This is a genomic window from Maribacter taeanensis, assembly GCF_047345145.1.
GTDB lineage: Bacteria > Bacteroidota > Bacteroidia > Flavobacteriales > Flavobacteriaceae > Maribacter_C.
Genome location: NZ_JBLFER010000004.1, coordinates 44,916 through 62,765 on the forward strand (window position 1 = coordinate 44,916; position 17,850 = coordinate 62,765).

3 protein-coding genes are annotated in these 17,850 nt (G+C 38.1%); all 3 read right to left on the reverse strand.

What is annotated here, in order from left to right; translation table 11 throughout:
• Nucleotides 1-63: 63 nt before the first annotated feature.
• On the reverse strand, nucleotides 64-5,001 hold the full coding sequence (locus tag ACKWCD_RS13640) for a BspA family leucine-rich repeat surface protein (RefSeq protein ID WP_413984515.1): 4,938 nt from the start codon (nucleotides 4,999-5,001) through the stop codon (nucleotides 64-66).
• A 598-nt stretch (nucleotides 5,002-5,599) separates the two neighbouring features.
• Nucleotides 5,600-14,548 carry a BspA family leucine-rich repeat surface protein gene (locus ACKWCD_RS13645; protein ID WP_413984516.1) on the reverse strand — a complete coding sequence of 2,983 codons (8,949 nt, stop codon included), beginning with the start codon at nucleotides 14,546-14,548 and terminating at the stop codon, nucleotides 5,600-5,602.
• Nucleotides 14,549-14,922: 374 nt separating this feature from the next.
• A complete protein-coding gene (locus ACKWCD_RS13650; RefSeq protein ID WP_413984517.1) occupies nucleotides 14,923-17,721 on the reverse strand; it encodes an HYR domain-containing protein in 2,799 nt (932 codons plus the stop codon).
• Nucleotides 17,722-17,850 lie beyond the last annotated feature (129 nt).

The following is a 17,850-nucleotide window of genomic DNA, read 5'->3' on the forward strand; positions in this document are numbered from 1 at the left end:
ACGAAACTAAAAAAAGCGATCCTAATTCAGGTCGCTTTTCTTTTATGAGTTTAAATATTCTTTCTATTTCTTAATCACCATTTGCTTTTGGTGTTTCACACCTTTAACATCAGTAGAATTTATAAAGTAGGTACCTGATTCTAAATCGTTTACTTGAAGAATATACGAACCTTCATCAGCAACTTCTGGTCCGTTATAAGTATGTACTAACCTACCTGTTACATCAAAAACGTTAATTGTAGTTAACTCCACTGGTTTTTCGAAACTCAAGCTAGTTGTTGTCACTGCTGGGTTTGGTGTTAAAACTGACGGATTTACGATTAACACTGACGACCTAGAACTTAAGTTGGAATTACCGGAAGCAGTAGCTTCTTGACCTATAATCTCTATGGCATTGATAACTGGGTGTCGTTCGCCGCCAACAGCATCTCTTGAATCGAAGTCTATATGTAAAATACCATCGCTCACCGTAGTGGTATAAATTGTCTCAAACGTAGCTTCCGCACCCACTTCATCAAAAATATCGAGATTATCTCTTCTTAATTCATCTTCTATGGTAATGTCAAATACTCGCTTACCTGCTCCACCCTGACCACCACCCGAGGCGCCAAACCAAAGTTCAGCAAAATGGAGTCTTACATTATAGTCTCCATTAGGGACTGGAATCGCATAGGTCATTTGCTGGGTACGACTGTATCTAAAACTTTTATATGGAGAAGGAAGACCTGTTTGTGGTCTATCTAGAGTTCTACCAGTATCAAAATATGTGTCAGCTATAAAGGTCTCATTGTTGTATTCAACTTCAGAACCTCCAGCATTTATGCGCAAAGCAAAATCGTTGGGTTCTTCACACGCAATATCCTCGCAATTATCAACTATATTAAAGCGATAATAGTAAGTAAAGCCCGCCACCCCACCTAAATTCTCTTCAGAATATGGCGTAAGGTAAACATCATAAACTCCAATTTCATCCATATCGTACACCGGAAATTCGCCATGTATAACCAGCTCATCCTTGGTGCCTGTAGAATTATTGTTAACTACAAGGCTTAAACTTTTAACATTACTTGAGATTATTGGAGCAATACCGCTAAAAATCTCACCATTTTCAGACTCATAATGATCCACATCAAAGGAGTAATCACCGGAAGAATCATAAATAATTTCTTCAAAAATAGTTGAAGCTCCATCAGAGGACCTTACGGCGTACAATGCACTTATCTCTAGGCAATTTGTGTCTTTTCCAGCATCATTGATCGTCCAGCCATAGATGTCGATAAGTTTTTGTCTTGCCTGTTCGGCAGCACAATACTGGTTTTGGGGAGCATCTAATGTAACCCCACTTTGTAATGAAGGTAATTGGCTCCAACCAATTAATGTTTTGTCATAGTTTTCATTGGAAAGACCGGAATCAGTAAACATTCTGTTCATACTTCGATATACCGGATTGGATGCATAAGTTACATGAGAAACATTCCAAGCCCCAAGATTTTGATTAAATGCGCTAGCATTATTGAACATACGATCCATATCCATAACATTAGAAACATCCCAGCCACTAATATCTTGATTAAAGCTTTCAGCCGACCTGAACATAGAATCCATACTGGTCACATTGGAAACATCCCAGCTACTGACATCTTGATTAAAAGCAAGGGCGCCATAGAACATTTCGTCCATTAGCGTATTGCCAGAAACATCCCATGCATTAATATTTTGATTGAAAGTAACGGCCCCTCTAAACATCTGATACATTTCTGTAACATTGGAAACATCCCATCCGCCAATATCTTGGTTAAAGGAGTCCGCAGATTGGAACATATTACGCATATTAGTTACACTAGAAACATCCCAAGCCCCAATATCTTGGTTAAAGGTTCCAGCACTTTCGAACATAGCACGCATATTTGTTACACTAGCAACGTCCCAAGACCCTATGTCTTGGTTAAAATCTTTCGCTCCTTTGAACATATCGGCCATATTGGTAACATTTGAAACATCCCACGCCCCAATATCTTGATCAAAATTCCCGTATCTAAAAGAATGACTGCCAAACATGCCATTCATCAATGTCACATTAGAAACATTCCAATTCCCAATATTCTGATTAAAGGCAATTGCATTTTGAAATGTCCTACTCATATTTGTCACATTTGAAACATCCCATGCTCCAATATCTTGGTTGAAGGCCTCTGCATCACCAAACATATTGCGAATAGTTGTTACATTAGAAACATTCCAACTCCCAATATCTTGGTTAAAATCTGAAGCGCGATAGAACATATCACTCATATCAGTCACCTTTGACACATCCCAATCCCCGATATTCTGATTAAAATCGCTGGCGCCATATAGATGGTAACCAAACATTCTATTCATATTAGTCACGTTAGAAACGTCCCAATCACCAATGTCTTGATTGAATTTCTGTGCGTCGGAGAACATGGCCGACATATCGGTAACATTCGAAACATCCCAATTACCGATATCTTGATTGAAATTACTTGAATTATAGAACATGGCCGCCATATCGGTAACATTCGAAACATCCCAATTATTGAAGGTGCCAGTGCCTTTAAGGTCAATGCAATCCCAAAACATACTGGACATTGAAGTCGTCGCAGATAAATCAGGAATATCAGAAGCTAGTATATCTAAGTTTTGACATCCCATAAAAGCGGCCTCCATGCTACCCCATTCCACATCGCCCCATTGCTCTACAGAAAGCAATTTAAGAGCTGTTGTGGGTGACTCGTAATGCAAACTATTCGGATCATTAAAAAAAATTCTTGGGAAATCCCCACTTATAGAAACTGTGTAAATTCCCGGTGCCGCATAGTCATGACTAATACCTCCTGTAACATTTTCAGAGATGGTCCCGTCGCCCCAATCAACCGTATAGTGATAGGTCTCACCTGGATGGGTAGGAATAGCAATAAAGTTATCTGCAGAAACACCCGAAGGAATATCGGTTTTCCAAGTAGTAATAAATGGTCTGGGTTGGGGTCCAATTCTATTGCCTAGAATTTCGATCGCATTGATAACAGGGTGGCGCTCACCGCCCACGGCATCTCGAGAATCAAAATCAATATCCAGTATTCCGTCAGTAACATTTACTGTATGCGTTTTTACTAACATCGCATCAGCACCGACCTCAGCAAAAATATCTAAATTATCTTCTGCCAAAGCTCCTTCAATGGTTACATCAAAAATCCGGCTACCTACTCCACCAGCACCTCCGCCGGTTGCTCCAAACCAGAGTTCAGCAAAATGCAGGTTTACCGTATATTCTCCGTCAGGTACAGGAATATCGTAGCTCATTTGTTGTGAACGACTGAATCGAAAGGTTTGGTAGGGCTCAGGCAGGCCAGTTTGTGGTCTATCCAGTACACTACCTGTTGAGTAATTTATATCTGCCATAAAGGTTTCCCCGTTGTATGTCGTTTCTGTACCACCTGTGTTTATGCGAAGTGCAAAATCATTGGGTTCTTCTTCACAATCAACTGTTTCAATAGTAAATGTTTTTGTTGTACAACCATATCGACCGTAATAATCGGTAGTATATGTACCTGCTGAGAGGTTTCTTGCTACATATGCATTTAAATTCTCATCAAATTCCCAAAATCCAAGGTTGTCAAAGTCATCTAACCAAGATTCATAATTATTGGCCTCATCCCTTAGTATGGCATAACCTCCATTTTGGTTACAAGTTGTTGCATTTACTACTTCAAAAGAAACCGCTTCACAACTATTAATAATCTCAAAAAATATCGTTACCGGTGTGCCCATTTCTCCAGCTTGATCAGCGCCAGAATAGGGTGTCGCTGTAATAGTATGTATACCAAGATCTCTTCCTGTAGCTATGGCTAAAACATTCCCTCGATCGTTCGTATTGTATACTTCATTGCTTATAATACCTGCAGGGTTGATATGTTGATAAGCTACGCTTTTAACGCTATTGGTAATTTCAACCCCCACTCCCTCAAAAGAGTAGTTAGCTTCCCAATTTCTAATCTGGTCTCCATTGTTGATAAAACCATTTGGGCCTACTCCCGAATCACCACTAACGAAAGCCTTCCACGCTACAAAATGAGTTATTGCTAAATCTTCAACAATTTCGTAGTTTATTGTTACTGGTGTGCCCATCTCTCCACCCTGATCAACTTCAGAATAGGGTGTTGCTGTAATAGTATGCATACCAATATTAATACTCGGTTCTATCCAAATTCCAAGTCCTGCACTTTGATTAATTACTTTTGTTTCAGGATTACCATCTTCATTTATATACTCGTAAAGCACACTTTGTGCTTGTTCATTTACGTTAGCGCCAATACCAACATAAGGACGTGAATTATTTATCAGTCTTATTTGGTCACCATTGTTTAAAGGGTAAGCTCCATATGGACTATCACCGCCCCAAAATTCCCAAACAGAAAAACCTTCCAGAGCAATATCTAGTTGTTCTTCTTCACCTAAAATTTCGATAGCATTAATAACTGGGTGACGTTCACCGTCAACGGCATCGCGAGAATCAAAATCAATATCAAGAACTCCTCCCGCAACTGTAACTTGATGAGTTTTGACCAGGATTGCATTGGCTCCGACCTCGGCGAAAATATCGAGGTTATCCTCAGCCAATTGTCCCTCGATTGTTACATCAAAAACACGGCTACCAACTCCGCCAGCACCGCCGCCAGTTGCGCCAAACCAGAGTTCAGCAAAATGAAGATTTACGGTATATTCTCCGTCGGGAACAGGAATAACATAGCTCATTTGCTGCGAACGACTGTACCTAAAGCTTTGATAGGGTTCTGGTAAGCCTGTTTGGGGACGATCCAATAAGCTGCCCGTATCCGCATAGTTGTCGGCACTATATGTTTCTCCATTATAGTCGGTGGTTGTACCTCCTGAATTTATACGTATGGCAAAATTTTCTTGGGCAGTAAGATTAGTTGCCGCACAAAAGAAAACGAACAAAACTAGAAAAGTAAAGTTTTTCATAATAACTGCATTTTAATTATTGTTATGAGCACTACTAATAGAGGGGAACAATAACCACAAAATTCTGTGCAAATACCTAAAAAAGGTATTCTTGGATGAATTAAAAAAAGTAGGGGAATGTATATAGTAAATCTGGGAAGGGCGTACATTTAAACGCATAGTTAAACTATTATAATTTAAGGCTGTAATCAAGTTTATGTTGCGAAGCGCTGGTATCATGTGGTATACAATTGGCTAAGTTGTTGTGAAGGTGTTTTATAACAGACTAATATCAATAATGGATTTCTAATTGTAAAGTCTTCACAAAAAACAACTTGATTTTCAGATTGGCTTTTTAGATGAACTTCTTAGCCTCTAATTTTTAAATAATGGTTCGGTTTTGATATCAATTTAGACTAACTACTGGTAACTATTTTAGCCTTACTTAAAGCTACAAAAACTAGATTTTGTAAGATTACACCTCACTGTTAATATAGATATAAGACAGTACTTCATCGATGAAATGCATCTTTTAGTTCTAAAGTGATTACGATGTTTTACAACAGAAAAGCGACCTGAATTCAGGCCGCTTTTCTGTTGTAATTATGCTCTGTTCTATCTACTTTTTAATCACCATCTGCTTTTGGTGTTTTACTCCATTGACATCAACGGAGTTTATAAAATACGTCCCCGCCGGAAGTGCATTTACATTCAGTAGGTAAGCACCATCGTCGAAAACATCTTTCCCGTTATAGGTATGTGCCAATCTACCCGTTACATCGAATACTTGAATCTCGGTAAGCTGAACTGGCTTTTCAAAACTTAAAGTCGTTGTGGTTAGCACCGGATTCGGTGTCAAGGTTGCCGGATTGGTTTCTACAACCGCTCTTTTGCCACTAATTCCTGAATTACAGGTTTCATCTGTAGCGCCAAATCCGGTTGGAATATTTGGAATTCTTGTAACGTACAACTTATCGAGTCCTGCACCGTCTTCACGGTGAGCTATTTCGATTGTATTTGCTCCATCAACCAAATCGAAGGTTAAGAATACCGTATTGTTTTCCCTATCGTGTACTTGGTGCCAGCTGAAATCTGCACTACCAGGAATCAAGTTCCAACGCAACCAAGAACCATCATTGACGCGTACCCAGAAACTATCGTCCTCCTCAGAAGGTACACTTACCCTTGCATAAATTTTATAGATGCCCGCTTCCGCGTCAAAATCAAAACGTATAGTCGATTCTGGATCGGTTGGTGCACTATTATAATTGGCTCCTGCCGGCGATAGTAAATATTGTCCTCCTGATGCATTAGCACTGTTAATCGTACTCCAATTTTCGCCTACATTGGCACATTCAGCTTCTAGCCAGAATTCATCGTTCGAAAAGGGCTGGCAATCTGCAGCTTTACCGGCATCAGTGATTATCCAACCAAAATCATCAATCAGTTTTTGGCGGGCTTGTTCGGAAATACAATATTGATTTTGAGGTGCATCCATAGGCACGTCATTTATTAAGGATGGTAATTGACTCCAACTAATAAGTGTATTATCATAGTTTTCGTTTGAAAGCCCACTATTAATGAAAATTTGGGCCATTGTGGTAACATTTTCAACGTTCCAATTCTCCAGATTTTGATTAAATGAACTGGCATTTAGAAACATTCCTGGAATTCTGGTTACATTTGAAACATCCCAGATACCTATATTTTGATTAAACTTCTCTGCCATATTAAACATAAAACTCATATTAGTGACATTAGAAACGTTCCAGACACTAATATCTTGGTTGAACGACCTGGCACCACTAAACATACTTGCCATGTCTGTAATATTTGAAACATCCCAACCGGATAAATCACTATTCATTAATTCGGCGAAAGCGAACATAAATCTAAGCGATGTTACCTTAGACAAATCGGGCGCATCATTCGCAAGCAATTGCATATTCCTACAAGTTACAAAAGCGCTATCCATAGATTTCCATTCTATATCGCCCCATTGATTTATTGCTACTATTTTTTTTGCGTCATTATTGTTATTAAAAGCTATTCTGGGAAAATCACCTGAAATAGAAACTTGATATTCACCAGGGCTTACATAGGCATGAGTAATATCCCCAGTCACTCCTGAATCGGAAGTACCATCCCCCCAATCAACTATATAATTGTAAGTTTCTCCAGAGAAAGTTGGAATCGTAATCTCATTGTCAGTGGAAGTACCAGGGTTATCTGTTTTCCAAGTGGTCACAAAAGGTCGCTCCTCTTGCGGACCCGTTCCTAATATCTCTATACCACTTATCTTGGCTCTTTGTGTTACCCCTGTAAACTCAATAGTTGCAAAGCCATCACTTACTTGTACGTTATTGAATTCCTTTATTAAAGCAGTGGCCGGTGATACTTCGTTCAAAATATCGAAGTTAGACAGTACTACATTGCCTTCAATGGAAACATTAAAGACCCTAGAACCTAAGCCACCCGATCGAACACCAAAATATAGCTCTGCGAAATGGAGGCGAATGTTATACTCCCCTGGAGTCTCTATAGGTATTTCATATGTAAAAGGACCCACTGCAGGCCCGTATACTTCTGTTTGATAGAGTTCATCATTGGTAGTGTCGCTTATTGGAAAGTCAACAGCGTAAACTGCCCCGCCCGTCCGGTATTGGTCGGCCATAAAGGTATCACCTGACCAAATAACCTGCGGACCACCCGTATTGATGCGTATAGCAAAATCATTAGGGTCTGGGCAATCGAAAGCTTTGCCCCCATCGGTAATCGTCCAACCAAAATCATCGATTAGTTTTTGGCGGGCGGCTTCGCCTAGACAGTAATTGGTATCACTAGCACCAAGTGATACATTATTTAACAATGAAGGGTTTTGACTCCAGCTAATTAGGATGTTATCGTAATTTTCTTGTGACAAAGCGGATCCATTGAACATAAATTCCATACTTGAAGCATTGGATATATCCCAATTCTCTAAATTTTGATTAAAAGAACTTGCTGAAGCAAACATTCCAGTAAAGTCTAAAACACTACTCACATCCCAATCTTCAATGTTTTGATTAAAGGAGGTAGCATTACCAAACATATCCCACATTTCTTCTACTTTGCCAACTTCCCAAGTGCTTAATGGTTGATTAAATGATGAAGCACCACTAAAGGTTCCTGTCATATCAATTACGCTACCAACGTTCCACTGATCTAGTGGTTGATTAAATAGAGAGGCTCCAGCAAACAAATTTTCAATTTCTACTATGTCGGCCAAATTCCAGCTATTAAACGAATTATTACCTATTAAGCTGGTACAATTGGTGAAAGTTCCATTTAGAGTGGAAACACCTAATAAATTTGGTGCATCCATAGCGTTAACATCTAAATTAGAACATCCTTCATATGATGAATTCATCTTTCTCCAGACGATATCTCCCCATTGATTTATTAATTCTAGTTTTTCCTTATCAGCTTCACTTGTATTGAAATGAATACCAGGGAAATTACCTGAGATAGAAACTTGATATGTGCCAGGAGTGGCATAGGTATGTGTTATATTACCAGTAACCTCCGAATCTGACGTACCATCACCCCACTCGATAGAATAATTATAAGTTTCTCCTAAATATGTTGGAATTGTAATCTGATTATCTTCCGATGCACCAGGGTTGTCCGTTTTCCAAGTAGTAATAAATGAAGTCGTATCTAAACAATCGCTAGCTTTTCCACCATCAACAATGCTCCACCCAAAATCATTGATTAATTTTTGACGGGCTTCTTCGCCTTCGCAGTATGCGGTATTTGCAGCCCCTAAACTTAAACCGATTGGAATACCTAATTCATTTTGACTTATAACACTCCAACCAATCAAAATTTCATCATAATTATCGGTAGAAAGACTAGTTTGATCAAAAATATTGTCAAGGGCGAAAGCATTACTAATATTCCAGTCTTTTAAATTCTGATTGAAACTTGCAGCCTTGTAAAAAACTCTTGTGAAATCAGTTACATTTAGTACATTCCAGTCATTAAGATTTTGATTGAAAGAACTCGCATCTTGAAACATTCCACGCATAGATCTTACTTTAGAAACATCCCAAGCAGAAATATCTTGATTAAATTGGTCAGCTCCCCAAAAAGTAAAGCTCATTGCTGGGACATTACTTGTATTCCAATCAGCAAAACTTTCATTGCCTATTAAGCTGTTGCATTGGTAGAATAAATATTGCAAATGGGCGAAATCTCCTAAGTTTGGAGTATCAATAGCCAAGACATCTAAATTAGAGCAGCCACTGAAGGCATGAAACATGGATGACCATTCGATATCGCCCCATTGGTCAACGAAAAGAATTTTTTCTTTGTCCCCCTTATCTAAAAATTTAATTTGAGGAAAATTTCCTGAAATCGAAACTTGATACGTACCGGGCAAACTATAAGTATGTGTAATATCTCCATTGACTCCATCATCTGAGGTCCCATCACCCCAATCTACACGATAATCATAATCAAATTCGTCTGAAGTAGGAATAGTGATTTGGTTATCTGCGGAACTCCCAGGATTATCTGTTTTCCAAGTGGTAATAAATGGACGTTCTACTGGTTCTGGCACTTGACCCAAAATCTCAATAGCATTAATAATTGGGTGACGTTCACCACCAACGGCATCTGTCGAATTAAAATCAATATTCAAAATCCCGTCAGTAACCGTAACCGTATGCGATTTCATCAGCATAGCATCAGCTCCGACTTCTTTAAAAACATCTAAATTGTCTTCTGCAAGCTGGCCCTCAATATTTACATCAAAAATACGACTGCCTACTCCACCAGAACCGCCGCCTGTAGCCCCAAACCAGAGTTCGGCAAAATAGAGGTTGACTGTGTATTCGCCATCTTCTAAGGGAATATCGTAGCTCATTTGTTGTGAACGACTAAATCTAAAACTTTGATATGGTTCTGGCAGACCTGTTTGTGGTCTATCTAATGTATTACCCGTATTGAAATAGGTATCTATACTAAAGGTTTCTCCGCTGTAGATTACTTCTGTACCACCAGTATTGATTCGTAGTGCGAAATCTGGAATGGACTCACAATTTGCTGATTCTCCAGCATCTTCTATCGTCCATCCATAAGTGTCAATTATAAATTGTCGGGCTTCTTTTGCGGCACAAAATTGGCTCTGATTCGTTTGTAAAGTTATGTTGTTTTTTAAAGATGGGAGTTCGCTCCAACCAATTAACATATTGTTATAATTTTCGTCAGAAAGACCAGAATTATCTAAGAAAGCAATAAAAGTCCCCACGTTAGAAACATCCCAATTGGCCAAGTTTTGATTAAAAGAACTAGCTCCATAGAAGGTATCCCACATAATTGTAACATTTGAAACATCCCAACCACTAATATCTTGATTGAAAGATTCAGCTCCTTCGAACATTTGAACCATTGCGTTAACAGTAGATACATCCCATTCGCCAATATCCTGATTAAAAGAGGTTGCGTAATAAAACATGGCATCCATAGTTTCTGCCAATGACGTATTCCAATTCCCAATGTTTTGATTAAACTCCGTACCCTTAAAAACACCACTCATATCGGTAATTGTTGAAGTATCCCAGTCTTCAATGCTATTGTTAGCAACAAAATTTGTACATCCATCAAACATAAAACCTATACTATTTACATTGGTTAAATTGGGAACGTCTGTTGCCAACATGTCCATGTTTTCACATTCGTAAAATGCTGACCGCATAGAACTCCATTCTACTTGACCCCATTGATTTATCTCTAGAAGTTTGTTATTATCTTTTTCAGTTTCCCCATTGAAAAAGTAAATCCTGGGGAAAACACCAGCAATTGAAACCTGATAAGTACCTACAGTTTCATAAGTATGTGTTATATCTCCGGTCACACCGGAATCAGAGGTACCATCACCCCAGTCAACAGAATAATTGTACACCTCGCCATCAAAAGTTGGAATCGTAATCTGATTATCTTCTGATACACCAGGGTTATCTGTTTTCCAAGTAGTAATAAAAGATGTGGTATCTATACAATCGGCACTTTTGCCACCATCGGTAATTGTCCAACCAAAGTCATCGATTAGTTTTTGACGGGCTTCTTCGCCTTGACAATATTGGCTATTGCCTGCATCAAAGATTACACCATCTTGTAACTGTTGCATACTCCATCCTTGTAAAATACTGTCGTAATTTTCAGTCGCGAGTGCCGTTTGAAAAAACATATCATTCATAAATTCTACTTGGCCGACAGCCCAACTAGAAATGTCTTGATCAAATTCTTGGTTTAAAGCAAACATGGCATTCATGTCAGTAACATTGCTAACATCCCATGCTGAAATATCATAATTAAATGAGGTCAACAAGAACATTCCTCCCATATTAGTTACTTTGCCAACATCCCAACCACTTAAATCGTTGTTGAACGAGCTAGCTCCAGAAAACATTGCTCCCATGTTTATTACAGAACTGGTATCCCAATCTCTAATGTCTTGATTGAAATTAACTGCGTTTGAAAACATTCCCGACATATCGGTTACCTTCGAAACATTCCATAAGCTTATATTTTGATTGAAAGTAGAATGCTCAAACATGCTCGCCATAGATTCAATGTTCGACACATCCCATAAACCAAATGAACCGTTGCCAGACATCGACGAACACATACTAAACATTGATTTTAAAGAAGTTACATTTGACAAATCAGGGACATCTGATGCGAGTACTTCTAAATTAACACAAGATGCAAAAGCAGTATTCATTGAGTTCCATTCTATGGCGCCCCATTGATCAACTGAAATTATTTTCTGATGATCTACTGCATTTGGAAATAGTATTCTAGGAAATTCTCCGGAAATAGAAACCTGATAAGTTCCTGGTGTTTCGTAAGTATGAGTGATGTTTCCTGTTACTCCTAAATCCGAAGTACCATCTCCCCAATTAACAGTATAATTATATGTTTCATCAAGTACTGTGGGAATAGTAATTTCATTATCGGCGGACTCTCCAGGGTTATCAGTTTTCCAAGTGGTAATAAAAGATGTGGTATCTATACAATCGGCACTTTTACCAGCATCTGTAATTGTCCAACCGAAATCATCAATTAGTTTTTGTCGGGCTTCTTCACCGAGGCAATATTGGCTGTTGCCTGCATCAAAGGCTACCCCTGACTGCACTTGTTGTGTGCCCCAGCCTTCTAAAGTGCTATCAAAATTAGCTAAACTTAGCCCGGCATTATTAAACATATCGTTCATAAACAATACATTTGAAATATTCCAGTTGCCTAAATCTTGATCAAATACTGAATTGGAAAACATGCTTCCCATTTGAGTGACATTAGACACATCCCAACTAGAAATATCTTGATCAAAATTACTTTCCATAAACATTTGATTCATGTTAGTAACAATTGAAACATTCCAATCAGAAATATCTTGGTTGAAGCTAGAGAAGCCGAACATACCACCCATTTGGGTAACATTTGAAACATTCCAATCAGAAATATCTTGGTTAAATACTGAGAAACCGAATGTACTGCTCATATCAGTAACATTTGAAACATCCCAACTAGAAATATCGCTATTAAAACTACTTTCTGAAAATAGCGAGTTCATATTAGTAATATTTGAAACATCCCATGAATTGAAACTATTATTTCCAACAAGAGCATAACAACCATAAAACATAGCGCTCAGTGAGCTAACATTTGTCAAATTTGGTGCGTCTATGGCTTTTACATCCATATTAGCACACTCAGCAAAAGCCCCTGACATTGATTCCCACTCTATATCACCCCATTGGTTAATTTCAAGTAACTTATTTGAATCATTTGAAAAATTTAGACGTATTCGTGGAAAATCACCTGATATAGAAACCTGATATGTGCCTGGTGACGCATAAGTATGGGTAATATCTCCGGTTACTTCCGAATCTGAAGTTCCATCACCCCAGTCGACAGAATAATTATAAGTCTCATCAGAGAAGGTAGGAATCGTAATCTGATTGTCTTCTGATAAACCAAGGTTATCAGTTTTCCAAGTGGTAATAAAAGATGTGGTATCTACGCAATCGGCAGCTTTGCCGCCATCGGTAATTGTCCAACCGAAATCATCGATGAGCTTTTGACGGGCTGCCTCACCGAGACAATATTGGCTGTTGCCTGCATCAAAGATCACTCCATTCTGTGGTTGTTGAGTGCTCCAACTATTTAATAAGTTGTCATAATTTTCAGGCGACAAGCCAGCACCGTTAAACATGTTCGTCATATCTGCAACAGAGGAAACATTCCAATTACCAATATTTTGATTAAATGAATTTGCTCCACTGAACATTGTTCTCATTTCAATAACATTGCCCACATCCCAAGATTCTATCGGTGAATTAAAAGAGAACGCCAGTTGAAACATGGCACCCATATGCACAACATTCGATACGTTCCATGAAGACAGGTCTTGATTAAAATTCTCCGCACCTCCAAACATTATTGTCGTTTCGAAAACATTTTCCACATTCCATTTTCCAATAGGTTGATTAAAAAGTTTTGCTCCTTCAAATACACCAAGCATTTGTTGTATGGAACTTGTATCCCATTCATTGATACTTGAATTAAAAATAAGAGATTCACATTCATAAAACATTCTACTGAGTATGTTAACACTTTGTAAATTAGGAGTGTCGACAGCAACAACGTCTAGATGCGAACATCCGGCAAATGCCAGATCCATTGACTTCCATTCAATGTCTCCCCATTGGTTCACACTTAATATTTTCTTTCTATCGGTTGGTTTTAACAAATCAGAAAATTCAAAAAAGATTCTTGGAAAATCACCCGAAATCGAAACCTCATAAGTTCCAACTGTCTGATACGTATGGGTAATATCTTCAGTTACTCCTGAATCTGAAGTACCATCGCCCCAATCAACAGTATAATTATATGTCTCACCAGGGAAAGTAGGAATCGTAATCTGATCATCCTCCGAAACTCCTGGATTATCAGTTTTCCAAGTAGTTACAAAAGGACGCTCAACGGGCTCAGTTGTTTGACCCAAAATTTCAATTGCATTAATCACTGGGTGCCGCTCACCACCAACAGCATCTCGAGAATCAAAATCTATATTTAAAACACCTCCTGTAACTGTCACAGTATGTGTCCTGACCAACATCGCGTCAGCACCCACCTCGGCGAAAATATCTAGGTTATCTTCTGCCAAAGCTTCTTCGATAGTTACATCAAAAACACGGCTACCTACTCCACCAGAACCACCGCCAGTGGCACCGAACCAGAGTTCAGCGAAATAGAGGTTAACTACATACTCGCCATCTTCTAAGGGGATATCATAGCTCATTTGCTGCGAACGGCTATATCTAAAACTTTGATATGGCTCTGGTAAACCTGTTTGCGGTCTATCTAAAGTAGAGCCAGTATTGAAATAGTTATCGGCTATAAAGGTCTGATCATTGTAATTGACTTCAGGACCACCAGCATTTATTAGCAAATCGTTCTGTGAAAAAGAAAATAAACAAGTAAAAAATAAGGTTATTGAAAGTAAAAATTTATTCATACATATTTTGTTTTAGGCATTTGGCCTTAGTAGATTTTATATACTAAAAACAGGAAGTAAAGCAAAAAGTCCTCCAAAAAAAGGGGTTTGTTTTCACTACTAATTGGAAATCTGAAAAATGGAAATTTCTGAAGAATTGTAAATTGAGGGAATCATATAGTCTTTGGTTTATTGTTCGGTGCCCCTAAAATAAACTGTAAGAATTTGCCTATTTTTATTTATCGTTAAAGTGTAATTTATTTCGTTGAAACACAGGGTAAGAATTCGCTTTTTGATATTCTAATTTGCTTAAAACAAGACCTTTCTGGTTCAATTCAAAAAAGCGACCTGAATTTCAGATCGCTTTTTTACTTTCTACTGCTCTAGTTATCTTCTTATTCTCTCGAAATCAGCAATTGACTGTTATGAAAATTACCATTTGTATCTCTGGCTCGAACGAAATAATTGCCGTAAGGCAAACTTTGTAATTGCACTAAATAATCATCTCCAATTTCAACCTCTTTTCCTACAAAGGTCTTCATCAATCGTCCTAAATTGTCATAAATGTCAATCGTCGTAATCTCAACTGATTTTTTAAAACTTAACCTCGTTTCATTCCATGCGGGGTTTGGCGAAATAATCAGCGTATTCGATTTCTGGCCTCCAACACTTGCTATAGAATCAATCAGCTCAAAATTTATACTCAAACTATTTCCCGGCTGACCTTGACCACTATTTTCTGAAAAAGTTTCTCCAGATACGGAGTAAGAACCGACTTGAAAAATATTACCCTTATAATTACCAATAGGCAAATCTTGAAACAAAGCATAGGGAACTAAACTTTCTACGCGAGAAGAATTTAGTGCTCCAGAAATAGATAGCCGAACACTTTCAACAGCTTCGCTAGTATTTGCACGAATGTCTAAATTCAAAGTTGGTAGTGCGTTGATGTCAATCTGCATTCCCTCAGAAATTGAGAATAAGTCCTCATCAGTTTCTGCATTCACCAAAATAAACTCCAGTACTTCAAGACCTGAATCAACTAATTCAAAATCAATTCGAAACGATGAACCTAGACTTCCTTTGGCACTATCCTCTGAATAAGGTACTGCTATCACCGAATAATTTCCTGTTGCAAAGTTATTGCCTTTATAATTTCCGATAGGCAAATCTTGAAATAAAGCATAGGGTTCTAAACTTTCTGTTCTTGATGAAGTTTGAGAACCTGATAAGGAGAGCTTTACACTTTCAACATCATCAGTCGTATTTGCCCGAATATCTAAATGATTTGTTGGTAAGCTATTGATGTCAATCACCATGCCTTGTTCTAACTCAAAAAGAGCTTCATTGGTATCTGCGTTGATTAGCGTAAAACTTTCAATTTCAAGTGTTCCAGTTGTACTTATTAATTCAAAATTTAGAGACAAGGAATTTCCGATTTCTCCTTGTGTACTATCACTTGCATATGGAGTAGCCGAAACGGTGTAAGCTCCAGCAATAAATTCATTGCCTTTATAATTTCCTATAGGAAGATCTTGGTATAATGCGTACGGAATCAGGCTTTCCGTTCTGGTAGTTGTTTGAGCTCCCGCTAAAGAAAGACGCACACTTTCAACATCTTCGCTAGTATTCGCTCGAATATCTAAATGTAAAGTAGGAAGGGCTGTAACATCAATTTGCATTCCTTCTTCTAAAGGAAATAGATCTTCATTCGTATCTGCATTCACCAAAACAAAACTTGTTATGGCCAATAGCTTTTCCTCTTCTTCGTCTTCCTCCTCAACTTCAACTGTTACCATCCAAACTGCTTCACTACCATCTTCCGAGTTTACCGTATATGCAATTGGCAAAGTAAAGTCTTGAACTGATTCATTATTGGGAGAAACTGTGGCTCCTTCTGATATTTCAATGTTTGGTACCAAAGCGGTAATATCTGTTCCAAAAAGTACTTTTATGCTTACGGTTTTACTTTGAGAATCAATAATTGATTCTCCAAGCTGTTCAGAAATAGAAAAAGAAGTAATCTCGTTTTCCATTGAAGCTGTTGAATTAACCGTAATTAATTGCTCACATTCTGACACATTACCTGAAGCATCTCGAGCTTCCCAAGTTATTGTTGTAGTTCCAATTGAAAAAGGTTCTTGGAAGCTAAGATTATCACTCCGGATAAACGAAAGATCCAATTCTCCTTCGCAAGCATCGGAAGCTGTTGCGAAATCAATTTCGATTACAATTGGATTTCCATCTTCACTGGACCGCGTAATGGCTTCTGGACAATTCAATACTGGTGAAACTTGATCACTTATTCTAATAATTTGAGTACAGTTATCAGAGACATTTCCAGCTTCATCGGTGGCAGTCCAAGTTATGGCGGTATCACCGATTGGAAAAAGATCAGCCAATGCTAATCCGTCATTTCGAGTTCCTTCAAATTCAAACTGTGTGGATATATTATCCGTTGCTGTTGGCAGTACCAAGGCAATTGTCGCCGCGCAATTACCCTCATCTGAAAGCATATCAATTAATTCAGGACATGTGATTTCAGGTTTTACTATATCGGTTATGCCAGGAAGACCCGGTGAACCAATATCTGTATCACCACCGATTTCTATAGGTGTACTTACATAGGTTTTAAAGAGCGGTGTTATCATTCCTGTAGTACTTAATAACCAATTACTACCATCGGAACTATCTGCGTTAAGGTCACTTAAATAGATAGAAGAAGTACCATCATCTTCAGGCCAAGTTCCATCCGCTGCATATGTGACTTGTTCAATTACATTTTCTTGAGATGTACTATCTCCTAAATACGATTCAAAACTATTCCATATTCCTATGGTATCACCTGAATTGTTTAAAGAACTCCATCGTGTTACAGGAATTAGATTTACTGTACCCCAAGCTTGTTGAAAATCACTTTCAGATAGTTTTGAAGCGTTAAATAAAATGGCAGATTTTCCAGAAAGGATATTTCCTGACGGGATATTAGCTTCACCGTAATCGGCACCACTATTGTCATCAATTACGTAACCACTTAAGTCAATAAGTTCCGTTCCAGCATTATATACCTCTATCCATTCCCAAGAACTATCTGTATTACCCGGATTATACATAATTTCAGTAATCCTTAGATCTTGAGCAAATGTACCGACGGCGGCACAGAATAAAAAAGTTAAAAATGTAATTTGTTTCATAATTTCAAATTTTGCTTAAAGCAATTCAAATTAAAAAAGTAGTATTTTTCTTACTTTTAAATTAACGAGAAGCAATGCTCAATATTGTTCAAAATCAACTAGAGCCCATGCCATTTATCGAATTCTTGG